This is a genomic window from Streptomyces sp. NPDC013455 (assembly GCF_040632975.1).
Taxonomy (GTDB): domain Bacteria; phylum Actinomycetota; class Actinomycetes; order Streptomycetales; family Streptomycetaceae; genus Streptomyces.
Genome location: NZ_JBEYCX010000005.1, coordinates 141,474 through 165,602 on the forward strand (window position 1 = coordinate 141,474; position 24,129 = coordinate 165,602).

General features: G+C 74.3%; 20 protein-coding genes and 1 pseudogene. 10 read left to right on the plus strand and 11 right to left on the minus strand.

The window, feature by feature from the left end; genetic code table 11:
- Nucleotides 1-22: 22 nt before the first annotated feature.
- A complete protein-coding gene (locus ABZ576_RS11060) occupies nt 23-427 on the minus strand; it encodes a hypothetical protein (RefSeq protein WP_360738732.1) in 405 nt (134 codons plus the stop codon).
- A 540-nt stretch (nt 428-967) separates the two neighbouring features.
- On the opposite strand from ABZ576_RS11060, the gene ABZ576_RS11065 reads away from it, so the two are divergent.
- Both ABZ576_RS11065 and ABZ576_RS11070 read left to right on the plus strand, forming a co-directional pair.
- Complete coding sequence (locus ABZ576_RS11065; protein WP_360738734.1) at nt 968-4,753, plus strand: helix-turn-helix domain-containing protein; 3,786 nt, start codon at nt 968-970, stop codon at nt 4,751-4,753.
- Nucleotides 4,754-5,033: 280 nt separating this feature from the next.
- Nucleotides 5,034-5,903, plus strand: coding sequence for an NlpC/P60 family protein (locus ABZ576_RS11070; RefSeq protein WP_360738736.1), 870 nt, complete (start codon nt 5,034-5,036; stop codon nt 5,901-5,903).
- Nucleotides 5,904-5,935: 32 nt separating this feature from the next.
- On the opposite strand, the gene helR is transcribed toward ABZ576_RS11070, so the two are convergent.
- Nucleotides 5,936-8,125 carry an RNA polymerase recycling motor ATPase HelR gene (gene helR, locus ABZ576_RS11075; protein ID WP_360739145.1) on the minus strand — a complete coding sequence of 730 codons (2,190 nt, stop codon included), beginning with the start codon at nt 8,123-8,125 and terminating at the stop codon, nt 5,936-5,938.
- Nucleotides 8,126-8,184: 59 nt separating this feature from the next.
- A complete protein-coding gene (locus tag ABZ576_RS11080) occupies nt 8,185-9,369 on the minus strand; it encodes a glycosyltransferase (protein WP_360738739.1) in 1,185 nt (394 codons plus the stop codon).
- Between the two features lie 329 nt (nt 9,370-9,698).
- Here ABZ576_RS11080 and ABZ576_RS11085 point away from each other — a divergent pair.
- A pseudogene (locus ABZ576_RS11085) lies at nt 9,699-9,950 on the plus strand (radical SAM protein); the annotation flags it as partial.
- Between the two features lie 17 nt (nt 9,951-9,967).
- Complete coding sequence (locus ABZ576_RS11090; RefSeq protein ID WP_360738742.1) at nt 9,968-10,396, plus strand: hypothetical protein; 429 nt, start codon at nt 9,968-9,970, stop codon at nt 10,394-10,396.
- A 243-nt stretch (nt 10,397-10,639) separates the two neighbouring features.
- Here the strand turns inward: ABZ576_RS11090 and ABZ576_RS11095 are convergent, their stop codons facing one another.
- Nucleotides 10,640-11,239, minus strand: coding sequence for a TetR-like C-terminal domain-containing protein (locus ABZ576_RS11095; protein WP_360738745.1), 600 nt, complete (start codon nt 11,237-11,239; stop codon nt 10,640-10,642).
- 97 nt (nt 11,240-11,336) lie between these two features.
- Between ABZ576_RS11095 and ABZ576_RS11100 the strand changes: the two genes are divergently transcribed.
- Together ABZ576_RS11100 and ABZ576_RS11105 are read left to right on the plus strand one after the other, a co-directional pair.
- A complete protein-coding gene (locus tag ABZ576_RS11100; RefSeq protein ID WP_360738747.1) occupies nt 11,337-12,350 on the plus strand; it encodes a zinc-binding dehydrogenase in 1,014 nt (337 codons plus the stop codon).
- A 104-nt stretch (nt 12,351-12,454) separates the two neighbouring features.
- Complete coding sequence (locus ABZ576_RS11105) at nt 12,455-12,841, plus strand: DUF4440 domain-containing protein (RefSeq protein WP_360738750.1); 387 nt, start codon at nt 12,455-12,457, stop codon at nt 12,839-12,841.
- Between the two features lie 25 nt (nt 12,842-12,866).
- Here the strand turns inward: ABZ576_RS11105 and ABZ576_RS11110 are convergent, their stop codons facing one another.
- The gene (locus tag ABZ576_RS11110; protein WP_360738752.1) at nt 12,867-13,355 is read right to left on the minus strand and encodes a hypothetical protein; all 489 of its coding nucleotides are present in this window, start codon (nt 13,353-13,355) and stop codon (nt 12,867-12,869) included.
- Nucleotides 13,356-13,477: 122 nt separating this feature from the next.
- On the minus strand, nt 13,478-14,062 hold the full coding sequence (locus tag ABZ576_RS11115) for an XRE family transcriptional regulator (protein ID WP_360738755.1): 585 nt from the start codon (nt 14,060-14,062) through the stop codon (nt 13,478-13,480).
- A gap of 118 nt (nt 14,063-14,180) precedes the next feature.
- On the opposite strand from ABZ576_RS11115, the gene ABZ576_RS11120 reads away from it, so the two are divergent.
- From ABZ576_RS11120 to ABZ576_RS11135, 4 genes are all read left to right on the plus strand, one after another.
- The gene (locus tag ABZ576_RS11120) at nt 14,181-15,017 is read left to right on the plus strand and encodes an EamA family transporter (protein WP_360738758.1); all 837 of its coding nucleotides are present in this window, start codon (nt 14,181-14,183) and stop codon (nt 15,015-15,017) included.
- Between the two features lie 65 nt (nt 15,018-15,082).
- Entirely contained in the window at nt 15,083-15,730 is a 648-nt protein-coding gene (locus tag ABZ576_RS11125; protein WP_360738760.1) for an FMN-binding negative transcriptional regulator, read from the plus strand.
- A 137-nt stretch (nt 15,731-15,867) separates the two neighbouring features.
- The gene (locus tag ABZ576_RS11130; RefSeq protein ID WP_360738763.1) at nt 15,868-16,599 is read left to right on the plus strand and encodes a phenylalanine--tRNA ligase beta subunit-related protein; all 732 of its coding nucleotides are present in this window, start codon (nt 15,868-15,870) and stop codon (nt 16,597-16,599) included.
- 51 nt (nt 16,600-16,650) lie between these two features.
- Complete coding sequence (locus tag ABZ576_RS11135; RefSeq protein ID WP_360738766.1) at nt 16,651-16,986, plus strand: hypothetical protein; 336 nt, start codon at nt 16,651-16,653, stop codon at nt 16,984-16,986.
- Between the two features lie 22 nt (nt 16,987-17,008).
- Here ABZ576_RS11135 and ABZ576_RS11140 read toward each other — a convergent pair whose 3' ends face one another.
- Genes ABZ576_RS11140 through ABZ576_RS11160 form a run of 5 tightly spaced genes read right to left on the minus strand, consistent with a single transcriptional unit; the run spans nt 17,009 to nt 24,117 of the window.
- Nucleotides 17,009-17,539: a DUF6174 domain-containing protein gene (locus tag ABZ576_RS11140; protein ID WP_360738768.1), complete on the minus strand. Its 531-nt coding sequence runs from the start codon at nt 17,537-17,539 to the stop codon at nt 17,009-17,011.
- A 56-nt stretch (nt 17,540-17,595) separates the two neighbouring features.
- Nucleotides 17,596-18,621 carry a 2,3-diaminopropionate biosynthesis protein SbnA gene (gene sbnA, locus ABZ576_RS11145; protein ID WP_360738770.1) on the minus strand — a complete coding sequence of 342 codons (1,026 nt, stop codon included), beginning with the start codon at nt 18,619-18,621 and terminating at the stop codon, nt 17,596-17,598.
- A gap of 37 nt (nt 18,622-18,658) precedes the next feature.
- On the minus strand, nt 18,659-19,729 hold the full coding sequence (gene sbnB / locus ABZ576_RS11150; protein ID WP_360738773.1) for a 2,3-diaminopropionate biosynthesis protein SbnB: 1,071 nt from the start codon (nt 19,727-19,729) through the stop codon (nt 18,659-18,661).
- Nucleotides 19,726-20,730, minus strand: coding sequence for a TauD/TfdA family dioxygenase (locus ABZ576_RS11155; RefSeq protein ID WP_360738775.1), 1,005 nt, complete (start codon nt 20,728-20,730; stop codon nt 19,726-19,728). The genes sbnB and ABZ576_RS11155 overlap by 4 nt, the downstream gene beginning before the upstream one ends.
- A 39-nt stretch (nt 20,731-20,769) precedes the next feature.
- Entirely contained in the window at nt 20,770-24,117 is a 3,348-nt protein-coding gene (locus ABZ576_RS11160; protein WP_360738778.1) for an amino acid adenylation domain-containing protein, read from the minus strand.
- Nucleotides 24,118-24,129 lie beyond the last annotated feature (12 nt).

Below are 24,129 nucleotides of genomic sequence, written 5' to 3' on the forward strand. Positions count from 1 at the left end.
CCGACGCCCCCGGCACGGGGCGTCACCGCCCCCGGGCCGCCTTGTGGGCGCCGTACGCCTCGATGAAGCCCTGGATCACGTGCAGGTCGTCCGCGAAGGACACGGACCGCCACCCTCGTGAGCCGCCGTCGCGGAACCGGAGGTCGAGCCACACGCTCAGACTCACCCGGGAACTGTCGGAGAAACTCTGCCCGGTCATCCTCAGGTCGATCTCGCTCAGCTCGCCGAACTCGACGACCGTCACCGGCTTGTGCTCGTCGACGTACTCGATGACGGCGTCGGGGGTGATGACCAGCAGCGGGTCCGGATCGTGCGAGGTCCGGTGCAGGAAGCCGGACACCTTCCCGCGCCTCTTGGTGAAGACCCGCCAGTTCGCCGGCACGGGACCTTCGCGTGCCTGGCGGACGATCGCTCGCGGATCGGTCATGCCATCCTCCCGCACACGGGTGCACCGGGCCGGCCAGGACCACAAAAATTCTCCGTCCCCCGGCGGGGGTGTGCCACTCGGCGGCCCCGCACCACCCTCGGACGGCGTTCGGCCCGGGTTGCCCGCCGTGCCGCGTCCGCGCCGGTCAGGCACGGTTTCCCCCGGCGGCGGGCGGGAGGCGACGGGAAACCCGTCGACCGCGGCGGGCCGTGGCCGCAACGCTCAGGGTGTGAACACGACCCGCCGGCCCCGACGCGGCTCCGCCACGGGCGGCTGGTCCGCACCCCTCGCCCGGCCGTGACCCCACCCGGGCCGGGCGAGGGACCACACGGGGGCAGCTTCCGGAACCGCAACCGCGGTTCCGGAAGCTGGTTTTCGGTCACTCCGCACGCATGGCTGGGCCACCTGTCACACCCCGGCAGTAACCTGAGCTCCCGCCGTCTCACGGCCTGGGCACACTCGCCATGGGGGACCGCCTTGGGGGAGCCGCGACAGGGTGCCGACACCGGCAACCGGAATGAGACCGACGGGGAACGGCCGGTGCCGACCACACCGTCCTTCCCCACCCAGCTACGACGACTGAGGCAACAACGCGGACTGTCACTGGCCGACCTGGCCAGACAGACCCACTACAGCAAGGGGTATCTCAGCAAGATCGAGACCGGTGCGAAACGGGCCACCGTCGACGTGGCCCGCCGCTGCGACCAGATCCTGCGCGCGGAGGGCGCCCTGCTGCGCCTGGTCACGGCACCGCGCCCGGCCGAACCCGGCGACGGCGGCGATGCCACCGGCCCCGGCTGCCCCTACCCGGGCCTGTCGGCCTTCACCACGCAGGACGCCGACCGTTTCTTCGGCCGGGAACGGGCCACCGCCGCACTCGTGGAGCGTGTCTTCGGCCGCATCGGCGCGGGGCCGCTGCTGCTCGTCGCCCCCTCGGGCGCGGGCAAGTCCTCACTGCTCAGCGCCGGTCTGGTACCCGCCCTCCGGCGGCCCGGCGGCTTCCCGGCGGCCGGCGCCGACCGCTGGCCGATCGTCACGCTCACCCCGACCGCCCGTCCGCTGGACGAGCTGCTGGAACGCGTGGCCAAGACCCCCGGCGGCGACCTGGACCTGACCGTCGCCCGGCTCGTCGAGCACCCCGAAGCCCTGCTGGCCGCCGTCCGGACCCGCACGGACACGACCCCGGCCGGGCACCGGCCGCCACCGCCGCCCCGGCTCGTCCTGCTGGTCGACCAGTTCGAGGAACTGTTCACCCTCTGCTCCGACGAGACCGAACGACGCCGGTTCGCCCGCGTGCTGTGCGCGCTGGCCGCACCGCCACCCGCGTCCTCCCACGACGCCGCCGTGGTCGTCCTCGGTCTGCGCGCCGACTTCTCCGGCCGATGTCTCGACCTGCCCGAACTCGCCCCCGTCTTCACCGACGGCCTGTACGTCCTGCCGCCGATGACCACGGCGGAGCTGTCCGCATCCATCACCCGCCCGGCCGAACTCGCCGGGGTCACCCTCGAACCCGGCCTGGTCCCACTGCTGTTGCGGGACGCCGGCCTGACCGGCGAGCCCGGCGCGCAGGGCGTGCCCTCCGGCGCGCTGCCCCTCGTCTCCCACGCGCTGCTGGCCACCTGGCGCCACCGGGAGGCGGGCACGCTGACCGTCGCCGGCTACGAGCGCACCGGCGGCATCCAGGGCGCGGTGGCACGCACCGCCGAGGACGCCTTCGCCCGGCTGTACCCCGCCGAGCAGCAGACCATCCGGCGCATCCTGGCCCGGCTCGTCCAGGTCTCCGACGGCGCCGGAGCCACCCGGCGCCGGGTCGGCCGTACCGAGCTCATGGCGCAGCAGGCCGACGCCGAGGGCGCCGACACCGCGCTCGACGTCTTCGTCCGGGCCCGGCTCGTCACCGTCGACAGCGACGGCGTCGAGATCACCCACGAGGCCCTGCTGCACAGCTGGCCCCGGCTGCGGGCCTGGATCGACGCCGACCGGGCCGGCCTGCTGCTCCGCCAGCGGCTCGCCCACGCCGCGGCCGCGTGGGAACGCGAGGGCCGCGACCCGTCGGCGCTCTACCGCGGCACGCGTCTGGACGCCGTACGCTCCTGGGCCGAGGAAACGGACGGCCTCGGCCCGCTCGGCCCCGCCGAGGAGGCGTTCCTGCGGGCCAGCCAGGCGGAGGAGGAGGCCGGGCAGCGCCAGGCACGGCGTCAGGTACGGCTGCGCAAGGCGATGGTGACCACCCTCGTCGTCCTGCTCGGCTGCGCGCTGGCCGCCGGCGGCCTCGCCTACCGGCAGCGCACCGACGCGCTCGCCGAGGAACGCCACGCCCGTTCCGAGGCCCTCGCCGTGCGGTCCACCCTGCTGGCCGGTGGCCACCCCGAGGCGTCCATGCTGCTCGCCGCGGAGGCGTACCGCACGGAACCGACCGCCACGGCCCGCGGGGCGCTGCTGAGCACCCAGGCCGGACCCTTCGCGGCCCGGCTCGGCGGACACCGCGGACCGGTCAACGCGGTCGCCTTCGCCCCCCGCGGCCGCCTGCTGGCGACCGCCGGCTCGGACGGCACGGTCCGGCTGCGGCGGCCGGCCGACCACCGGACGGCGGCGACCCTCACCGTCCCCGGGCGGATCCGCGCCCTCGCCTTCAGCCCGGACGGCCGCACCCTCGCCGTCACGTCGACCGCGGGGCCGGTACGGCTGTGGCGCCCGGGCGGTGCCGCCCCCGCCACCCTCCTGCCGGGGACGGACACCCGCGGGGCCCGCGCCGTCGCCTTCGCACCCCACGGCCGCACCCTCGCCGTCGCCGCCGCCGACGGCACCGTCCAGCTCTGGGACACGGCCGGAGCCCCCCGCCGGACGGCCCGCCTCACCGGCCACTCCGGCCAGCTCGACGCCCTCGCGTTCGCTCCGGACGGCGCGACGCTCGCCTCGGCCGGCGCGGACCGGACCGTGCGGCTGTGGGACCCGGGCCGGGCCCGGCAGGTGGCCGTCCTGCGCGGCCACACCGACGAGGTGCTCGCCCTGGCGTTCGCCCCCGACGGCCGTGGCCTCGCCAGCGGGGGAGTGGACCGGACGGTCCGGCTGTGGGACGTCGCCGGCCGCCGGGTCACGGCCGCGCTCACCGGGCACGGCGACGACGTCAACGCCGTGGCCTACACCCCCGACGGCACCACCGTGGTCACCGCGAGCGGCGACGGCACGACCAGGCTCTGGGACGTCCGCGGCGGGCGGCTCGTCACGACCCTCACCGGACACACCGACTACGTGATGGCCGTGGCGGTCGACACCACCGGCACCCTGCTCGCCACCGGCGGATTCGACCAGTCCGTCGTCCTGTGGGACCTCAGCGCCCGGACACTGGCCGCACGCCCGTTCACGGAGGTCTCCGCCGTCACCTACCGCCCGGACGGCCGGCTGCTGGCCACCGCCGACGCGGACCACACCGTGCGCCTGTGGGACCCGGCCCGGCGCGGCACGCCCACGACGCTGCGCGGACAGGGCGGAAGCGTCACCACCGTGGCGTTCGCACCGGACGGCCGCGCCCTCGCCTCCGCCGGCTCCGACGGCACCGTCGTGCTGTGGGACCCCGCGGCCCGCCGCCCGCGCAGCGTGCTGACCGGTCACCGCGGAGCCGTCTTCGCGGTGGCGTTCGCGCCGGACGGCCGCGCCCTCGCCTCCGCCGGCTCCGACGGCACCCTGCGCCTGTGGGACGTCCCCCGCCGCCGCACGCGGGCCGTCCTCACCGGCCACACCGACTACGTCAACGACGTCGCCTTCAGCCCCGACGGGCGCACGCTCGCCAGCGCCGGCGACGACCTGACGGTGCGCCTGTGGGACGCGCGCACGCACCGCCTGCTGGCCACGCTGACCGGACACACCGGAGCGGTCCGGGCCGTCGCCTTCAGCCCCGACGGCCGCACACTGGCCAGTTGCGGCAACGACGGCACCGTACGCCTGTGGGACGTGGCGCGGCGCAGGCTGCTCGACTCGCTGACCGGACACACCGGCTCGGTGCGCGGCCTGGCCTTCTCACCGGACGGAGGGCTGCTCGCCAGCAGCGGCAACGACCGGACGGTACGGCTGTGGGACGTACCCCGGCGGAGACTGTGGGCCGCCCTCGGCGGGCACACCAACGCGGTCTGGGGCGTGGCCTTCGCACCCGGCGGGCGGACGGTGGCGAGCAGCGGCAACGACGGCACGGTCCGCCTGTGGAACCTGGACGCCCGGACCCGGCTGGCGGAGATCTGCCGCCTGTACCGGCACCTGGGCCCGGCGGCCCGCAGCGCCCTGCTGCCCGGCGAGGCCGTCCCCGCCGCCTCCGGCTGCCCGGGACGCTGAGCGGCTGCCCAGGCCGGCCGGGGTTTCCCGGGTGTTTCCCGTTGCCCGTCGGAAAGGTCCGCGCGGCACCCGGGACGGGCACCGCCCCGGCCGGGCAGGCTGTGGGCGCACCACCTCGCTGCCCGCCGGACGACTGCCCGACGGCCACCGGTCCACGACCCGAGGGCCACCGGACCACGGCCCGACGGCCACCGCACGACCGCCCGGCGGCCACCCAACAACCACCCAACAACCACCCAACGCCCATCGAACGACCAGACCAGGAAACGGGGGTCCCGGTATGTTCCGGCGAACCGGCGCCATCGGCACGCTCATCGCCGTGCTGACAGCACTCTTCCTCACGACGTCGGCGATCGCCGCCGACCCGCTCTCCCGGCCCGCCACGGCGGCCGACGGCGGTTGCGCCGTCCTCGCCCCGGGCGCGTCCGCGGCGGCCGAACGGGCCGTCGACGCCGCCTGCGCCCAGGTCGCGGCCGGGACCTGGTACACCTGGGGTGGCGGCCACGGCCCCCGGCCCGGCCCCACCTACGGCCAGGTGGACCCGACCGACCCGGCCAGCGAACACGACCCCGAACGCCTCGGCTTCGACTGCTCCGGCCTGGTCCGCCACGCCTACGCGCAGGCCGCCGGCGCCGACATCCTCAACGGCGACGCGAGCGCCCAGTACTACACCCACCGCGCCGCCGGCCGGTTCACCGCGGCGGACGGGCTCGCCCCGCTGCGCCCCGGCGACCTGCTCGCCTACGGCACCTCCTGGGACCTGCACCACATCGCCATCTACCTCGGCGCCGGCAAGATGGTGGAGGCCCGGCAGTCCGGCACCAGGCTGATGGTCAGTGACGTCCGCCTCGGCGGCGACTACTTCGGAGCCGTCCGCGTCAACACCGGAACCGTCGAGGGCCCCCTCTTCCGCACCTGGGGCACCGGCGTCTGGACCAAGGCGCAGCCCTCCACCCGGGCGGCCCGCGTCTACGCCTTCCCCGGCCCGACGACCATCCGCGTCGCCTGCCAGAAGCACGCCGAGGTCGTCACGGCCGAGGGCTACACCAACGACGCCTGGTCCTACCTGCCCGACTACCACGCCTGGGTCACCAACATCTACATCCAGGGCCCGGCCTGGCTCGACGGCGTACCGGCCTGCGCATCCTGAGCGCTCCGCCCCGGGCGCCCCGGGGCGGAGATTCAGGCGCGCCGCTGAACCGCGGGTGGACTCGTCAGCACCACCAGCCGGCGGGTCGCCCGCGTCATCGCGACGTAGCGGTCCACCGCTCCCGCGACGCCCTCGCCGAACTGCTCCGGGTCGACGAGGACGACCAGGTCGAACTCGAGCCCCTTCGACAGCTCCGGGGTCAGCGACCGCACGCGCGGCCGCTCCCGGAACGCGGGGGCGCCGATCACGCAGGCGGTCCCCTCGTCGTGCGCGGCGAGCCAGCCGTCGAGGACCGGCTCCAGATCCCCGGCGGACCCGTGGACGACGGGGACGCCGTCGCGGCGGATGGAGACCGGCACGTTGGCGTCCGGGAGCACGGCCCGGATGACCGGCTCGGCCTCCGTCATGATCTCCTGCGGCGTACGGTAGTTGACGGTCAGCGAGGCCGACCCGATCCGGTCGAACCCCACCCGCTCCAGCCGCTCCCGCCACGACTCCGGGAACCCGCGCCGGGCCTGGGCCCGGTCCCCGACGATGGTGAAACTCCGCGACGGGCATCTGAGCAGCAGCATCTGCCACTCGGCGTCGGTCAGTTCCTGTGCCTCGTCCACGATGACGTGCGCGAACGGGCCGGCGAGCAGGTCCGGATCGCGGGTGGGCACCTCCGCCTCGTCCACCAGGCTGACCTGGGCGTCCGCGCCGCGGAGCATCCGCACCAAACCCTCGCCGTCGTCACCGTCGGCGCCGGAGTCCGCCACGGCGTCGATCAGGTTGTCGACCACCTGCGTCATGCGCTCGCGCTGGGCGGAGAGGACGGCCGCGCGCCGCCGCTCGCGCCGTGCCGCCTCCGGGTCGCCGAGCCGCTGCCGTGCCGCGTCCAGGACCGGCAGGTCGGACACCGTCCACGACCGGGCGTCCGCGCGCTGGAGCAGCCGCACCTCCTCCCGGCTGAGCCACGGGGCGCACAACCGCAGATAGGCCGGCACCGACCACAGGTCTGCGACGAGGTCGGCCGCCTCCAGCAGCGGCCACGCCCGGTCGAAGGCCGCGCGCAGCTCCCTGTCACGCGTCAGCGACCTGCGCAGCAGCTCCGGCGGGGCGTCGCCGTCGTGCTTGTCCTCCAGGATCGTGAGCAGCTCCTCCCAGACCTGTTCCCGCGCCTCGTTGTGCGGAGTGCCGGGCTCCGCCGCCTCGAACGCCACCGCCCAGTCGTCGGCCTCCAGCCGTATGTCGGACCAGTGGGTGGTGACCGTCATGCCCTCCGCGGGCGGCTCCTCGTAGAACGCGACCGCCCTCTCGACCGCCTTCACCATCTCCACGGACGACTTCAGGCGGGCCACGTCCGGATCGGCCTCGGCCGGCGCTGCGGCACCCTCGGCGACGAGGTCCCGCAGGGTGCAGGTCCGCACGCCCTCCTCCCCGAGGCCGGGCAGCACATCGGAGACGTAGTCCAGGTACGGCCGGTGCGGACCGACGAACAGCACGCCGCCCCGGCGGTGTCCGAGCCGGGGGTCGGAGTACAGCAGGTAGGCGGCGCGGTGCAGGGCGACCACGGTCTTGCCCGTGCCCGGACCGCCGTCCACGACCAGAGCACCGCGGGACCCCGCCCGGATGACGGCGTCCTGGTCGGCCTGGATGGTGGCGAGGACGTCACGCATCCGCGGCGACCGGTGGCCGCCCAGGCCGGCGATGAAGGCGGACTGGTCGTCGAGCGCGGCATGCCCGGCGAGCCCCTCCGCGGTGAACACCTCGTCCCAGTAGTCGCCGATCCGGCCACCGGACCAGCGGTACCTGCGGCGGCTCGCCAGACCCATCGGGTTGGCGTGCGTGGCGCCGAAGAACGGTTCGGCGGCGGGGGAGCGCCAGTCGACCAGCAGCCGGCGGCCCGTGCTGTCCGTCAGGCCGAGCCGCCCGACGTACACGGGAGGGGAGCCGTCCGCGCCGACCATGCGGCCCAGGCACAGGTCCAGGCCGTGGCGCCGCAGCGCGCGCAGCCGGGCGGTCAGCCGGTGGATCTCCGCGTCCCGGTCCATCGCCTGCCTCCCCAGGCCGCCGGGCGCCCTGCGCTCGGCGTCGAGGCGGCCGGACACCTCGGCGATCGACTGCTCCAGGCACACGGCGATCGCCGCGAAGTGCCGCTCGTCCTCGCCGATCAGCGCCGGGTCGGCCTTGGCGGAAAGCCGGTCGGGAAGGTCGAAGACGCTGGTGGTCAGGGGGTTCAGGGTGATCAGCTCCATGCGGGTGTGGTGGGTGCGGCCGGGCGGCTCGGTGGTCGCCGGCGTCAGGCGGAGGGGCGCGGCCTGTCGTGGCCGACCGTGTCGATCAGGCGCTGCGCGGCCACCGACGCCCCGTCGGAGCGCATCGCGCCGGCCACGGCCCGGGCCCGCCGGCGGGTCTCGGGAGCCAGCGCCGTCGCGAGCGCGGCCGACAGGGACGCGACCGTCGGGACGGGCCCGTCGTGCGCCACGCCGATGCCCAGCCCGGCCACCCGGCCGGCCCAGTACGGCTGGTCCACGATCTGCGGGACCACCACCTGCGGCGCGCCGGCCCGCGCGGCCGTCGTCGTGGTGCCCGCGCCGCCGTGGTGCACCACGGCGGCCACCCGGCGGAACAGCGCCTGGTGGTTGACCTCGCCGACGGCGAAGCAGTCGTCCCGGTCGTCGGCCGGGTGCAGCCCGGCCCAGCCGCGGGAGACCAGCACGCGCCGTCCCCGCCCGCGCACCGCCTCGACGGCCACCCGGGCCGCGTCCGGCGAGGTCCGCAGGGGCATGCTGCCGAAGCCCACGTACACCGGCGGTTCGCCGGCGTCGAGGAACGCCACCAGGTCGTCCGGCAGCGGGCGTTCGTCCGGCAGGACCCACGCGCCGGTCTGCACCACGTCGTGCCCCGTCAGTTCCTTCCCCGGCGCCAGGACCGGGTCCGCCGCCAGCCACGGCGCGTCGGTCAGGGTGTGGTCGCGTACGTTGCTCACCGGCGGCAGACCGATCGACGCCCGGTGGGTGTTGAGCGCCGCGCCGTACAGCGCGTCGACCTTCTCGGCGTCCAGGTCCCACAGCACCCGGTTGTCGGTCACACCCGGCGGGAACGGCGGGCCCGGCCGCGGCCCCGGAGGGTAGTTCGGCGACGGCAGCACCCACGGCTGGAAGAGCGCGCAGACGTAGTGGATGCCCAGCTTCTCGGCCACCGAGCGCACACCGGCCGGCAGCAGACCGCTCGCCACCACCGCGTCGCACCCCTCGGCCGCCGCGGCGGCCGTCCCGAAGTGCTCGGCCACCAGCTCGGCCGCGACCGCGGGCGCGCTCCTGGCCGGCGGCGCGGCCCCGGTCACCAGCGCCCGCACCGACCGGCCGAACGGCACGTGCGGCACCCCGACACCCGCCAGCAGCTCCGCGAACTCCTGGTCCGGCGGCGCGCACACCCTTACCTCCGCGCCGCGTTCCCGCAGCGCCCACGCGAGGCCGGCCATCGGTTCGACGTCGCCGCGCGACCCATACGACAACAACAGCACACGCACTTCGTCAATCACCTGTTTCCACAGCTTCCGGCTTGAGGCCGACGATTCTGCGGGACGACGGGGGCCTTGCCGCAAGCCCCCCGGTGCGCTATAAGTTGAGAGTGGCAAGGAGTGGGTCGACCTCCTTGCCTTTGTTTTTGCCCTCGTCGTGGTCGCGCCGGGCGCGCCCCCGAGTCGGCCGGACAGCGGTCGTGGCCGTGGAACTCCGGCTTCAACCAACGCAGTTCGGCGTTCCCTCCTCGCAGCGGTGCACGCCGCACCGCTCCGTCTGCCTGCCCGGCCACCTCGACCACGCCCGCCGGCTCCGCGCCGACCTGCCCGACCACGTCTGCCTGTGGGTGAACGCCGCCGAGGGCCACACCTACGACGACGCGGACGCCGCCGCCTGGACGGAGCTGGACCCGGCCGTGTGCGACTGCCACATCGGCTGTGTCCACCTGGAGACACTGCCGTTGTACGACGTCTTCGCGGGCGGGGTCCTGGAACGCGTCCCGGCGGGGCACGGGACGGCGGCACGTTTGTCCGGACGGTGACGGGCAACGCGAACCCCATGACCGAACCGAACAGCGAGACGAGTCGCAAGACCGCAGCGGACCAGGACACCTCATCCAAGGCCCGGCGTACGGCGGAGAAGGCGACGGCACCGGCCGGCCGTGCGGCCAAGAAGGCCGTGGCGGCCTCCGACGACGCGGTGTCGGCGGCCAAGACGGGCACCGAGCGGATGGCCGAGGTGACGGGCACGGCCACCCGCACGGCGGCCCGGGGCGTCGAGTCCGGCCGCCGGGCGCTGATCACGGCCTCGGGCCATGTGGCCACCACGGCCAAGACGGCCTGGGTGGCGCTCGCCCACCGCAAGCTGGCCGCCGCCGGCGCGGGGGCGGGCCTCACCGCCCTGACGGCGGCGTCGTACGTCCTGGGCCGCCGGGCCGAGCGCCGGACCAGGGGGCCGCTCACCCGCCTGACCGGGGGCCGTTTCTGACGGACCCTCAAGAACGGGCCCGAGACGCGTTCTCGCGGCCCGTTCTGGCGAGTGCCGGAGCCTACGGGCGGAGACCGGCCCGACCCCTCCCAAGTCCGCGCCGCCGGACGCGCCGTCGCCGCCCCGGCCTTGCCGACCATCAGGCATCCCCGGCCTCGCCGGCCCCGGCCTCGCCGGTCACCCGGCCTCTGTCGAATCCTCCCGGCCTTGCCGGCCCCTCGGCCTCGTCGGCCGCGGCTCCCGTCAATCCGGCCGCGGCCGGGATCCCTCCAGCGCCAGGTCGACCAGACCCGTCACGAGTGTCTCGTCGAGCGGAGCCCCGCTGAGCAGCACGCGGACGAAGAGGGGGCCGGTGAGGGCCTCGATCACCAGGCCGGGGTCGGTGTCCGCGGCCAGCTCACCGCGCTCCACGCCCCGCCGGACCATGACCTTGGCGCGTTCCAGGCGGTCGCTCCAGTAGGGCCCGCGCCGGTCCTCCAGGCTCACGTCCCGCTCCACACTCAGCCGCAGCAGCGCCCGCCCCTGCGCCGAGCCGAGCAGCCGGACCAGGGAGCCGAAGAAGGCCAGCAGGTCCTCCCGGACGAGACCGGTGTCGGGAATCGGCAGCGCGGCGTCCAGTTCCATGGTCAGCGCGTCCAGGATCAGGTTCTCCCGGGTCCGCCACCGCCGGTAGACCGACGTCTCGTGCACCCCGGCCGCGCGGGCGACCGCGGCGACCGTCGTACCGGCCAGACCCTCCTTCGACAGCAGGTCGACCACGGTGCCGAGCACCGCGCGCCGCATCCGCTCCCCACGGCGGCGCAGGGGCGGTACGGCGGGCTCGGCGGACTGCGGACCGGACATCGACCCAGACTAAAGCAACCGGACATGCGATAGGTGTACGGTCAATGCAAGTCGACCTGCGATAGGGGCAGGGTCGTCGCCCGAAGGAGGCCATGTCATGGAGCGGATGCTTGCCGCCCGCCTGCACGTGCCGAGCCGTACGCTGCGTCTGGAGCAGGTGCCGAGGCCCCAGCCGGGCCCGGGCGAGGTGCTGGTCAAGGTGGAGGCGGCGGGGGTCTGCCTGTCCGACGTGCACCTCATCGACGGCACGCTCACCCCGCTGCTCCTGCGGGACGACACCGTCACGCTCGGCCACGAGGTCTCCGGCACGATCGCCGAGACCGGCGCGGGCGTGACCACGTGGACCCCCGGACAGCGGGTGGTGCTGTACGCCGGTGAGACCCGCGACGGGCGGACGTACACGCGGGGCGTCGACTACGACGGCGGCTGGGCCGAGTACGCGCTGTCCGCGGCGGACGCCCTGATCCCGCTGCCCGACTCCATCCCCTTCGAGCAGGGCGCGATCATTCCCGACGCGGTGTCCACGCCGTGGGGCGCCATCACCGAGACCGGTGCCGTACGGGCCGCGGAGGCGGTCGGCGTGTGGGGCGTGGGCGGGCTCGGCGTGCACGCCGTGCAGATGCTGCGGGCCATCGGCGCGTGCCCGGTCGTCGCCGTCGACCCGAACCCCGTCGCCCGCGAGCGCGCCCTGGCCGCCGGAGCCGACTTCGCGCTCGACTCCGCCGATCCGGGTCTGCGCGAGGCCGTGGCGGCGGCGACCGGCGGCGCGGGTCTCGCCGCGGCCTTCGACTTCGCGGGCGTGCCGGCCGTCCGCGGACAGGCGGTGTCCGTCCTCGCCCCCAAGGGGCGACTGGTCCTGGTCGGCCTGACCGACCAGCCGCTCACCATCCCCGACGGCACCCGCTTCAGCTACCTCCAGCAGCGGGTCCTCGGCCACTACGGCTCGGACATGCCGGTGGCGCTGGCGCAGCTGCTGCGGCTCGTCCAGGCGGGCCGCCTCGACTTCTCGGGCTCCATCAGCGGAGTCCTGCCGCTCAGCCAGGCCGCCGAGGCGGTCGCGCGACTGGAGAGGAAGGAGGGCAACCCGATCCGGCTGATCCTGCGTCCGTGAGGGCGCGGGTGCCCTCGGCCCGGACGCGTCTCGGCGGGCGGGTCGGCGGCCCGGCACCCGAATTCGGTTGCGCTGCCACCGGTGGAGTCGGCGACCATTCCCCCATGGATCACGAGACAGACGACGTGGACGAGGCGATCGCGGGGGAGCTGATGCTCATGGACCCGCGCGTCCGTGCCTCGCGGGAACACGCCGCCCGGCTCCTCGACCCCGAGTTCGTGGAGGTCGGCGGGTCGGGCCGGCGGTGGACGTACGCGACCATGCTGGAAAGACTCCCCGACGTCGCGGGCAGTTCGGTGGACGCTCCCGTCTACGAGCCGTCGGAGATGTCGGGCGTGCTGCTCGCGCCGGGCCTGGTGCATCTGACCTTCGAGACCATGCTCGGTGACCGCAGGACCCGGCACAGCTCGATCTGGCGCAAGGGCGAGGGCGCCGCAGGCTGGCGGATGTACTACCACCAGGCCACGCGGGTACCGCCGGGTGTGGATTAGCCCCGGCGGCCCCCACGGGATCGTCTCACCGAGGCGCTCGGGGCTCCCCGTCGGTCCGTCGCTGACCGGGCCACATGTCGTCGTACGCGGCGTCCATGAAAGCGGCCTGCGGCCCACGCAGTGCCGAGGAGTCGGCCGTCGCGCCTCGGGCCGCCTCGGCCAGGCCGAACGCATATCGGTAGGCAGCGCCCCGCAAGGGCTCGCGCCTGGCAGCGAGGTCGATCTCCGCCTGCGCGAGCCAGAGGCCGTCGACCAGCCGGCCGAGCTCGTCCCGGTCCGGGGTGCCGTCACCGCCCGGGGGTGCGAGCGCGGCCTTCTCCACCTGCGCAGCGATGCTCAGGAACTTGAGGACCGCTGCTTTCAGTTCGGCGCGGTGCGCGGCCGCTTCCTGCACGTCGAGCTGTCGGGCGCTCGTTCGTGACACGAGGTACTGGCCGAACAGCGATCCCCCCGCGCCGAGCGCGACGCCTGCGAGAGACAACAGCGCCGGCCCCAAGGTTCCCCAAGATCCCATGGCTGGAGTCTCTCAACCCCGGACTTCGCCAGTGCATCCGCCGGGACGTTCATGGGCGGCCCGGCCCCGGCCCCGGCCCTGCCCGCTCGTCGCGCGGCGGCCGCGTGCCGGGAGGTGGTGGGTCAGGCCGTGGTGCCGGGGCCCGGCGGGAGGTGGACGGTCATGACCAGGTGGCAGGCCTCGGTGCCGGCGCCGCGGTAGGTGTGGGGCGCGTCCCCGTCGAACGCGGCGGTCTGCCCGGCCTCGACGGTGTGCTCCGTGCCGTCGACCACCAGGGTCATCCGGCCCGAGGTGACACTGACGGTCTCCACGACGCCGGCCTGGTGGGGATGGCTGGGGTACTCCTCGCCGGGCTGGAGCGTCCAGCGCCAGACCTCGACCGGAGCCGGTCCCGAGGTCGTCAGCATGAGCCGGGCCTCGCTGCCCCGCGGGCCGGTCCACAGCGGGTCCAGGGCGTCGGCCGACACGACGCGGACGCGGCCCTCGGACCCGCCCTCCATGAGCGCGGAGACCGAGAGGCCGAGGGTGTCGGCCAGCCGTACCAGGGTGGCGAAGTTCGGGTTCCCCTGTGCCCGCTCCAGTCCCACCAGGGCTCCCTTGCTGACCTGGGCGCGCCGGCTCAGCTCGTCCAGCGACAGGCCGGCCCGGGTGCGGGCCGCCCGGACGTTGTGGGCGAGCGTGCGCAGGGCTGCCTCGGTCTCGGCCATTCGATCACCATCCTCGTGCGCGGACCACTGGAATGTACCGCACGGTCATTCGGTTGACCCAACCTGGTCGTTTCGTTGTACGGTGTGGTCGTTCCATTGGTAGTCAAGGGATGAAACAGTGATCGCTCTGCTGCTGGCTCTGGGCAGCTCTCTGGCCTACGGCTGTGCCGACTTCCTCGGCGGCCTCGGTGCCCGCAAGGCCCACGTGCTGCGCACCGTGTTGATCGCGGCGCCCGCCTCGCTCGCGGTCGAACTGCTGCTGTGGCCCTTCCTCGGCGCTTCCTTCGACGCCGGTGCGGCGGCCTGGGGTGCCGCGTCCGGCGTCGCCTCCGCCGCCGCGTTCGCCATGCTCTACCGCACCCTGGCGATCGGCCCGATGAACGTGCTCTCACCGGTCACCGCGCTGGTGTCCGCCGTCCTGCCGGTGGGCGTGGGCCTGCTCCAGGGCGAGCGCCTCGGCCCGGCCGGACTCGTGGGGCTCCCGCTCGCGCTGGCGGCGGTGGTGCTGGTCAGCGCCGGACACGGTGCGGGGGAGGCGCGACCGTCGCGCACCGCGCTGCTGCTGGCCTTCGGCGCGGGCGCCGCCATCGCCCTCCAGCTGGTCTGCCTGCACCAGGCGCCCGACGACAGTGGCGTCGCCCCGCTGATCATCGGCAGGGCGGTCTCCTCGGCCGTGACCCTGGCCGCGGCCGGGCTGATGTACCGCCGGCTCGGGCCCGAGAAGCCCGCCTACGCGCTGTCGGCCACCGCCGGTGTGCTGGACTCGGTGGCGAACCTGCTCTTCCTGCTCGCCGCCCGCGGTGGCGACCTCGCCGTCGTCGCCGTGATCACCGCCCTCTACCCGGCCGGCACCGTCCTGCTCGCCCGCGGTGTCCTCGCCGAGCGGGTCCACCGCGGCCAGCTCCTCGGGCTGGGCGCCGCCGCCGTCGCCGTCAGCCTGCTCGCCCTCACCTGAGCCCGCCTCCCGCCGTCATCGCAACCCCTCCGCACCGCCTCCGCCACTCATCCGAGGAGCAGCGCATGTTCATCCAGCCCTGGGACGCCTGCCTGGACGAAGCCGAATGGCAGTCCTGGATCGCCGACGGACACGACTTCGGCCAGCTCTGCGTCAACGGCGCGCCCGGCCACCCGCCGGTCGCCGTCCCCACCCACTTCACCACCGACGCGGGCCACCTGCTCGTCCACCTCGCCCGCCCCAACCCGGTCTGGCACGCGATCGAGAACGACCCCCACGTCCTGTTCACCGTCTTCGGCGACTACGCCTTCGTCCCCGGCCCCTGGCGGTCCAAGCCCGGCACCCCGCCCGCCGACGGCGTCCCCACCAGCTATTACACGGCCGTCCAGTTCACCTGCCGCGCCCACATCATCGACGACCCCGGGGCCAAGGCCGAACTGCTGCGCCGCCAGCTCGCGCACTTCCAGCCCGACGGCGACCACGCCCCCGTCGCCGTCGACCAGCCGCCCTACGGCCGCATGCTGCCCGGTATCCGCGGCCTGCGGCTGGAGGTCACCGACGTGCGGGCCAAGTTCAAGTACGACGACCACAAGCCCGAGGAGCACCGTGCCGCGGTCGCCGGCCGGCTCACCGCACGCGGCCGGGACCTGGACGTGCCGACCGCACGCCAGCAGCTGCGCCGACTGGACCGCATGGGCCCCTGGCAGCCCTGACCCCGCCCACCGCTACGCCCCCCCGGCAGCCGTGCCCCGCCCACCGCTCCGCCCCCCGGCAGCCGTGCCCCGTCCACCGCTCCGCCCCCCGGCAGCCGGACCCCCCTCCCGCCGACGCAGAAAACGGACCCGAGCCCATGACTGCCTTCCGCCTCGCCCCCGACGTCGCCGACGCCTTTCCCGACACCCTCATCGCCCTGGTGACCGCCACCGGCCTGCGCGGCCGCGAGCCCTGGCCGGACACCAGCGCCGCGCTGGAGCACCTCGAACGGCGGCTCGCCGACGGCACCTGGCAGCCCGCCGACGAGACCGACCCGCGCATCGAGGCCTGGCACACTGCCTACCGCTCCTTCGGCACCAACCCCCGCCGCATCCGCCCCAGCGTCGACGCCCTCGGCCGCCGCCTCGCGAAGAAGGGCACGCTGCCGCGCATCAACCCGGCCGTCGACTCCTACAACGCCGTCTCCGTCCGGCACGGCCTGCCCGCCGGCGCCTTCGACCTCGACCAGGTCACCGGCGACGTCGAGATCCGCCGCGCCGACGGCAGCGAGGAGTTCACCCCGCTCGGCGAACCCGGCAGCACCGAGCACCCCAAGCCGGGGGAGATCGTCTACGCGGACTCCACCGGCATCCTGACCCGCCACTGGAACCACCGCGACGCCCACCGCACCCGCGTCACCGAGGACTCCACCCGGGTCGCCTTCATCCTGGAGACCGTCCGGGCGGCCCGCGACGGCCACCTCGTCGAGCGCGCGGCGGACGAACTGCGCGGCCTGCTCCTCCCGCGCGCCGAGCGGACGGCGGTGTACCACCTCACCCCCGCCCGTCCCCGGGCGAGCATCGGGCCCGGCGCCGGGCGGAGGCTCTGAGCCTGCTCAAGTCGCTTGGCGGCACGGAACGCGGCGGCCATAGTGATCATCATGAAAGCGATCACGGGACTGACCAGGAAAACCGACTCCATACTGCTCATCCGGGACGCGGACCTGGTCACAGCGGCACTGCGGCAGGCGCTGGCCGAGGCCGCGCCCGAGGAGCGCCCGGGCCTGGAACGCGCCGCCGCGCTCGTGGAGTCCACGGCCGCCGCCACGGAGTCCCAGGTGCGTGCCGACTGGGTCCGTGCCCGCCTGGCCACCGTCGGTTTCGCCGGGGACGTCTCCTCGATCGAGGCACTGAAGGCACTGCGCCGGGCGGAGCCGAGACTGAGCCTGCTGGCGGCGGTCCAGCTGCAGAAGGACGCGGTCACCCACCCGGAGTGACCGATCCCATTTCAGCGCCCCTTCACTGCCGCGGGCCGGGCGCCGGCGAGTCGGCCCGGCCGGCGCCGGCCGGTTCGTAGGCGCTGACGACGTAGAGAGCCTCGTCGTCGACCGCGTTCCTGCTCCAGTCCAGCGAGATCCGCACCGGATGCCCGTCGGCCGCGTACGTCGCCTCCGCGATCTCCGCGTGGTCACCGCGCGCCTGTTCCAGCTTCTCCAGCAGGCCGCCCATCGTGGGTACCCGGTCGCCCACGTCCCGTGCCTGCCGGCGGCTGTCCTCGTCCAGCCCGGCCACCTTCGTCACCTTGCCCTCGCGGACCTCGATCCGGAAGGTGCCCGCCAGTATTCCGGAGGTCGAGGTCAGGGTGTAGGCGTAGGCGGGGGGTTCCTGCCAGGCCGGCGCGGAACGCACAGCTCCGTTCTTGGGTGCCATGCCCTCGGCGGTCTCGGCGGACGGTGTGCCGCCGTTGCCGCACGCGGTGGTGAGGCACAGCACCGCGCCCGTCAGCACGGCGGCGGGCAGGATACGGGCACGGGCGGGTCCAGCGATCATGGTGGCCTCCTTCGACCAGGTCACCACTGTGACGCCGGGGGGCGCGGATACGTTCGCTACGACCTGCGGCGGCGGCCCGGCGCCCGGGACGTGGAGTTCTCGTCCCAGCAGCCCGTGTTCAGCTCGCCCGAGTCGAGCAGCTGGTCGCCGTACAGGTCCTGCAACCAGTTGGTCTGGTAGATGGTGTCGAGGTAGCGCTCCCCGAGATCGGGTGCGATGGCGACCGCGGTGACGTCCCGTGAGCCGTGCCGCGCCAGCCAGTCGGTCGCGGCGCTGACCACCGTCCCCGTGGACCCGCCGAACAGGAAGCCCCGCCGGGCCATGCGGTGACAGGTGCGGATGGTGTCCGCCTCCTCCACCCGGATCACCTCGTCCACGAGCGACTCGTCGAGCAGCGGCGGACGCATGCTCATGCCCAGGCCCGGGATCATCCGGCGGCCCGGCTCGCCGCCGAAGGCCACCGATCCCACACTGTCCACGGCGACGATCCGCACCGGCCGCTTCCACTCGCGGAAGTAGCGCGCGCAGCCCATCAGGGTGCCGGCGGTGCCCGTCCCGATGAACAGCACGTCCAGCCGCGGGAAGTGGGCGGCGATCTCCGGCGCGGTCGTACGGTAGTGCGCCCGCCAGTTGCCCGCGTTGGTGTACTGGCTGAGCCACACGTACCGGTCGTCCGAGGCGCACAGCTCACGGACGTACTCGATGCGCGTGCCCAGGAAACCGCCGTTGGAGTCGAGGTCGGCCACGATGTGCACCTGGCTGCCGAGGGCCTCCATCAGCAGTCTGGTCGACAGGTTGCACCGGGAGTCGGTCACGCACAGGAACCGGTAGCCCTTGCTCGCGGCGATCATGCTGAGCGCGACGCCCAGGTTGCCGGACGAGGACTCGACGAGGATGGAATCCGGCTTCAGGGTTCCGTCCCGCTCGGCGCTCTCCACCATCTCGTTCGCGGCCTTCAGCTTGATGGAACCGGCGAAGTTGAAGCCCTCGCACTTGAGGAAGAGACGGCATCCGAAGATCGCCTCCAGGTCGATGAAGAGACTTCCTTCGTTGAAGGCGTGAGGAGCGGAGATGACGGGCACGGCAGGCCTCCTGGTGCCAGGGCCGAGGGCGACGGCCTCAGCCGTACCGGCGCAGGTCGTGGAAGAAGTCGTCTATGAGGCGGAGCTCGCCCGCCCGGGCCACTTGGTCGTAGACGTACGAGCCGACGGCCAGGTCGAGGACGCCGAGGCCGAAGGGCGAGAAGATCACCGGGCGGTCGTGGGGTGCGGCGGCCCGTCCGAGCATCACGTCGTGGAGGGTGCCGTTGAGGAAGTCACGGTTGCCGGTGTACTGCTCGACCAGGTGGGGTGAGGTGTCCGCCTGGAGGCAGTGCTCGACGTCGTCGACGAAGTTGGCCGAGGCGAGCAGGACCTCGGGACCGAGGTCGCGCAGCGACACGTGCAGGACCAGCGGGTTGTGGGCGAACCAGCCGGGTGCCGTGACGTGCGGCCGGCCCGCGACGGTGGCGAACACCACGAGGTCGCTGGAGCCGATCAGCTCCTCGGCGCCGTCGTGGACGGTGATCCGCCCGGTGGCGCCGGAGCGCCGCAGGTAGCCGCGGAAACCGGCGGCGCTGTCGGCGGACACGTCGTGCACACCGATGGCGTCGAAGGTCCAGCCGGTGCCGGCCAGGAAGGCGTGGACGTAACGGGCGATCAGGCCCGTGCCGAAGAACCCGACCCGGCTCGGGCGGGTCCGGCCGCGGCTGAGCCAGTCGGCCGCCAGAGCCGCGGACGCCGCCGTCCTGGTCGCGCTGATGACCGAGCTCTCCAGACAGGCGAAGGGGTAACCCGTGTCGTGGTCGTTGAGGATCAGCACCGCGGAGGCCCGGGGAAGCCCGGTCCGCACGTTGCCGGGGAAGCTGGAGACCCACTTCATGCCGTCCACCCGGACCGAGCCGCCGAGCGAGGCGGGCAGGGCGATGATCCGCGCCGTCGGGCGGTCGGGGAACCTCAGGAAGTACGACGGCGGGTTGACCGAGTCCCCGGCACCGTGCAGACGGTAGGTGGCCTCGACCAGCTCCACGAGTTCCTTCTCCCGCCCGCCGAGCGCCTCCTGCACCTGCTTGCCGGAGATCACCGCGAAGGTGGGCGCCGGCGCCGGGCGGGGCGGGGACGGCTGCGGGGCGGTGGACACCATGTGGGTCATCGCCGGCTCGCCTCCCGGGCCGGACCGCCGTCGGCCGGCCGCAGCGGCTCCGCCATGCCCACCAGCACCCGCCGCTCCCCGGTGAAGGGCTCCCTGCTGTGCGCGGTGCGGATGTTGTCCACGAGCAGCAGGTCACCGGCCCGCCAGGGCTCGCGCCGGGTGTGCTCCTCGTAGGTGGCGTTGATGACCTGGACGACGTCCTCGCCGATCGGGCTGCCGTCGCCGTAGCGCGTGTTGAACGGCAGGCCGTCCTCGCCGTACTCGTCCACCAGGTACTCGCGGACCTCCGGGGCCAGCGTCCACTCGTTGAGGAAGGCGATCTGGTTGAACCAGCAGCGCCGCCCGGTGACCGGGTGCCGTACCACGGCTCCGCGGCGCTGCTCCGTGTGCAGGGAACCGTCGGGGTGCCAGGTGTACTCGATGGCGTGGGCACGGCAGTAGTCCTCGATCGCGGCGCGGTCGTCGGTGCCGAAGGACTCCGCCAGCGACGCCCCGATCTCGTCGTTGTAGGTGCGGGCCAGCAGCCAGCCGTCGCGCTCGAACCGTTCCGTCACCTCGGCGGGCAGGGCCTTGAGGACCTGCTCGGCGTCGGCCACCGCCGTCGCCCCGCCCTGCTCGGGCTCGGTCAGACACGCGAACAGCAGCAGGCCGGGCACCTCCAGCAGGTAGCTCAGCTCGTGGTGCATGCACATCGGCTGGTTGTCCGGCCAGGGCGTGGACGAGTACAGCCCCCGGCCGAGGGCCTCACGAGGGGCGAAGGCCTCCCGCTCCGGCACCAGCGCGCCGGCCAGCGACGCGAAGACGGCACCGGCCTGGTCCCCGTCGCCCAGGCCGAGACCGCGGACGAGCAGCGCCCCGTGTTCGGTGACCTGTGCGCGCAGCGCCTGCCGGTACTCCGCCGCCCAGCGCGCGGCGTCATCCGGCGGCTCGACGCGCAGCATCGCGGGTCTGTCCGGCCGCAGCTCGACATCGAGCGGTGCTGCCAGGGATGAGGACGGCATCTCGGTTCCTTTCGGTCGCCCGTCGGTGGGGTACGGGGCTCAGGTGGAGGCCAGGGGGACGGCCGCGGTCAGGACGGCCCGCGCCGTCTCGGCCGGGCGGGTGCGGAGGAAGTAGTGGCCCCCGTCGGCCAGCTCGTGCAGATCCACGTGCTCGGCCAGCAGCAGCCAGTCGCGGTGGTGCTCGGCGTAGCCGGCCGTGTGCGGGTCGTCCGCGGCGACGACCACCGTGACCGGCGCGGCCAGCTTCACCGGCGGCGGGGCCAGCAGGGCCGCCCGCAGATGGCGGTGGGCGGACACACAGTCGTGGCGGTAGGCCGCACCGATGTGCTCGGCGTGCTGTTCGTCGAGTTCGGCGAGCTCCGTGTAGCCGCCGTCCGAGGTGAGCTGTGCGGCGATCTCCGCGTCGCTCAGGCTCGTCAGTTCCTCGATGGCCCTGCCGCGGCCGGCGGCGGTGCCCGGCAGCTGCGCGCCGAGGAACACCCGTGCCACCCGCACGCCCCGCTCCAGCAGAGTCCGGGCCGTCTCCAGCGCCGGTGCGGCGCCCGACGAGTGGCCCCACAGCATGACCCGCGTGAGACCGCGCGCGGCGATCTCGTCGGCGACCTGCGCGGCCACCTCCGCGATCGACGCGAACGGCTCACGGTGGGCGGCCAGGTCGTGACCGGGCAGGTCCACCGCGAGGACCGCCGGGCCGCTGCCCGCCAGCGCGTTGGCCAGCGGGCGGAAGTTGACCGCGTTGCCGCCCGCGTAGGGGAAGCAGATCAGGGCGGAGTCCGGGGTGTCGTCCGTGGCCGACAGGGGCTGGAGCAGTTCCGGCCGCTGCCGGGTGGGACCGTCGAGGAGGGCGGCCAGGTCGGCGAGGACGGGGTGCCGGGTGATGTCCTTCAGGGACACCGCGCGGTCGAGCGCGATGCTGAGCTTGACGGCCGACAGCGAGGTGCCGCCGGAGTCGAAGAAGTGGTCCTTCCGGCCGATCCGGTGCTCGGGCACGCCCAGCAGCTCGGCCCAGACGGCCGCCAGCCGCCGTTCGGCCGGGCTGAGCGCGTCCGCCGCTCCCGCTCCGCCCGGCGCGGCGGCCCGCGCCGTCTGTCCGGCCCGTGCCGTCTCCTCGGCCCGCCCCGCCTGTTCGGCCTGTGCGGCCTGCTCGGCCTGTGCGGCCTGCTCGGCCTGTGCGGCCTGCTCGGCCTGTGCGGTCAGGGCCTTCCGGTCGATCTTGCCGTTGGCGGTGAGCGGGAGCCTGTCCCGCCAGTGGAAGGCGGACGGGACCATGTAGGCGGGCAGCGCCGCCGCGAGCGCCTCGCGCAGCACGTCCGGCTCATGGCGCCTGCCGGTGTGGAAGGCGATGAGATGCGTGTTCCCGCCGCCCCGGTCCACGACGACCACCGCACCGTCGCGCACGCCGTCCACCCGCAGCAGCGTGTTCTCGATCTCACCGATCTCGATGCGGAAGCCGCGGATCTTGACCTGGCTGTCCCGGCGGCCGAGGAACTCCAGCTTGCCGCCGGGGTGCCAGCGCCCCCAGTCACCGCCCAGGTAGAGCCGCTCACCGGGCCGGAACGGATTCGTCCGGTACGCCTCGCGGGTCCGCTCGGGATCGTTGACGTACCCCCGGCCCACACAGATCCCGGAGAACGCGATCAGCCCCGGAGCTCCGAGCGGCACCAGCGACAGACGCTCGTCCACGACGTGGACGCGCACGTTGTTGACCGCACGCCCCAGCAGGACGCGGTCGGGCACGCCGTCCAGGAGTTCGTGGTTGGTGTCGTCCGAGGTCTCCGTCAGTCCGTAGGCGTTGAGCAGCTTGATCCCCGGCTGCACCGCGAACCAGCGCTGCACCAGCTCCCGCTTCAGCGCCTCGCCCGTCACCGACACACACCGCAGGTCCGGCAGCCGGCGGGGACGCCGTTCCAGGCAGGAGACCACGACCTCCAGATAGGAGGGCACCACCTGGGCCACGGCGACCCGGCCCTCCACCAGCGTGTCGAGGAACCGCTCCACGTCCACGACCACGTCCTGGCCGACCAGCAGGGTGCGCCCGCCGACCAGCAGCGCGGACACCAGCTGCCACAGCGAGATGTCGAAGCACTGCGGCGCCGTCTGCGCCACCACCGACCCCTCGCCGATCCCCAGGTCGTCGATCTTGGCGTACAGGTGGTTGAGCAGGCCCGCGTGCTCGCACATCGCGCCCTTCGGCTCACCGGTGGAGCCGGAGGTGAAGTAGATGTAGGCCAGCTGACCGGGGTCGACCCGCACGCCGAGGTCACCGTCGTCGTGCGGTTCCGCGTACGCCGTCTCCACCAGCAGCTTCTCGGCACCCTCCACGGTGGCCAGCGCCTCGTCCAGGTTCCCGGTGCTGCCGGACTCGGTGAGGACCAGCCGGCACCCGGCCCGGGTCAGCGTCGCCGCGATACGTCCCGCCGGGAAGTGCGGCTCGATCGGCAGGTAGGCGCCGCCCGCCTTGAACACGGCCAGCGTCGCCGCCAGCCAGTCGAGGTCGCGTTCGGTGACGACGGCGACCACGTCCTCCCGGCCCACCCCGCGGGCCAGCAGGGCCCTCGCCAACCGGTTGGCGCGCGCGTTGAGCTCTCCGTACGTCCACTCGCGCGGGCCGTGCACCGCGGCCACCGCCTGCGGATGCGCCCGTACCCGCCGCTCGAAGAGCTCGTGCGCGCGTGCGTCCGGCAGCGGCCGGTGCGGTCCCGCCAGTCCCTCGAGCTGCTCGCGCGTCTCCTCGGCCGACAGCAGGCTCCGCTGGGTGTGGTCGTCGTCCGGACCGGCCGCCAGCAGAGCGAGCGCCCTCAGGTGGTAGCCGCCGATCCGGGCCGCGCTGTCGGCGTCCAGCACGTCCGTGCGGTATCGCAGGCGCAGCACCAGCCGTCCGCCCCGCTCGCTCCAGCGCACGTGCAGGACGCCGTCGTCGGTGCGGGCCTCCGCGGCGCCCGTGGGCCCGAACACGACCTCGTACGCCGGCTCGGCCGTGCCCAGCTCCCGCGCCAGCTCCGCCACCGGGAACTCCCGGTGGGCCAGCACCTCCGCCTCGGCGCGCTCGGCGGCCGACACCAGCGCCCGCCAGGAGCCCGGCGCGACGGTCAGGCGGCACGGCAGCGGCTCGCCGCGCACCCCGGCGGTGTAACCCGTCACCACCTCCGGCTCACCGGACAGCGCGGCCAGCACCTTGGCGTGCGCCGCCAGCAGCACCGCGCTGACCGGCACACCGGAGCGGCGCACCAGGGCGCGCACCGCGGCCGCCACGTCGTCCGGGACCACCGCCTCCTGCTCGCGCGCGCCCGCGACGGGCTCCCGGGCCCACCGCGGCACGGCGGTGCCGCCGCCGGCGCCCAGCACACGGCTCCAGAACTGCCGGTCCGCTTCCACGTGCGTTCCCATCGGATGGCCTTC

What these genes read in the sequence shown, in the direction of transcription:
- ABZ576_RS11095 (WP_360738745.1), bottom strand. Translation starts at nt 11,239, where the DNA reads ATGTCCGGTCCGCAGTCCGCCGAGCCCGCCGTACCGCCCCTGCGCCGC.
- ABZ576_RS11070 (WP_360738736.1), top strand. Translation starts at nt 5,034, where the DNA reads ATGTTCCGGCGAACCGGCGCCATCGGCACGCTCATCGCCGTGCTGACA.
- ABZ576_RS11135 (WP_360738766.1), top strand. Translation starts at nt 16,651, where the DNA reads ATGAAAGCGATCACGGGACTGACCAGGAAAACCGACTCCATACTGCTC.
- ABZ576_RS11100 (WP_360738747.1), top strand. Translation starts at nt 11,337, where the DNA reads ATGGAGCGGATGCTTGCCGCCCGCCTGCACGTGCCGAGCCGTACGCTG.
- ABZ576_RS11140 (WP_360738768.1), bottom strand. Translation starts at nt 17,539, where the DNA reads ATGATCGCTGGACCCGCCCGTGCCCGTATCCTGCCCGCCGCCGTGCTG.
- ABZ576_RS11155 (WP_360738775.1), bottom strand. Translation starts at nt 20,730, where the DNA reads ATGCCGTCCTCATCCCTGGCAGCACCGCTCGATGTCGAGCTGCGGCCG.
- ABZ576_RS11105 (WP_360738750.1), top strand. Translation starts at nt 12,455, where the DNA reads ATGGATCACGAGACAGACGACGTGGACGAGGCGATCGCGGGGGAGCTG.
- ABZ576_RS11160 (WP_360738778.1), bottom strand. Translation starts at nt 24,117, where the DNA reads ATGGGAACGCACGTGGAAGCGGACCGGCAGTTCTGGAGCCGTGTGCTG.
- ABZ576_RS11060 (WP_360738732.1), bottom strand. Translation starts at nt 427, where the DNA reads ATGACCGATCCGCGAGCGATCGTCCGCCAGGCACGCGAAGGTCCCGTG.
- ABZ576_RS11090 (WP_360738742.1), top strand. Translation starts at nt 9,968, where the DNA reads ATGACCGAACCGAACAGCGAGACGAGTCGCAAGACCGCAGCGGACCAG.
- ABZ576_RS11080 (WP_360738739.1), bottom strand. Translation starts at nt 9,369, where the DNA reads ATGGCCGGCCTCGCGTGGGCGCTGCGGGAACGCGGCGCGGAGGTAAGG.
- sbnB (WP_360738773.1), bottom strand. Translation starts at nt 19,729, where the DNA reads ATGACCCACATGGTGTCCACCGCCCCGCAGCCGTCCCCGCCCCGCCCG.
- ABZ576_RS11115 (WP_360738755.1), bottom strand. Translation starts at nt 14,062, where the DNA reads ATGGCCGAGACCGAGGCAGCCCTGCGCACGCTCGCCCACAACGTCCGG.
- ABZ576_RS11110 (WP_360738752.1), bottom strand. Translation starts at nt 13,355, where the DNA reads ATGGGATCTTGGGGAACCTTGGGGCCGGCGCTGTTGTCTCTCGCAGGC.
- ABZ576_RS11130 (WP_360738763.1), top strand. Translation starts at nt 15,868, where the DNA reads ATGACTGCCTTCCGCCTCGCCCCCGACGTCGCCGACGCCTTTCCCGAC.
- ABZ576_RS11125 (WP_360738760.1), top strand. Translation starts at nt 15,083, where the DNA reads ATGTTCATCCAGCCCTGGGACGCCTGCCTGGACGAAGCCGAATGGCAG.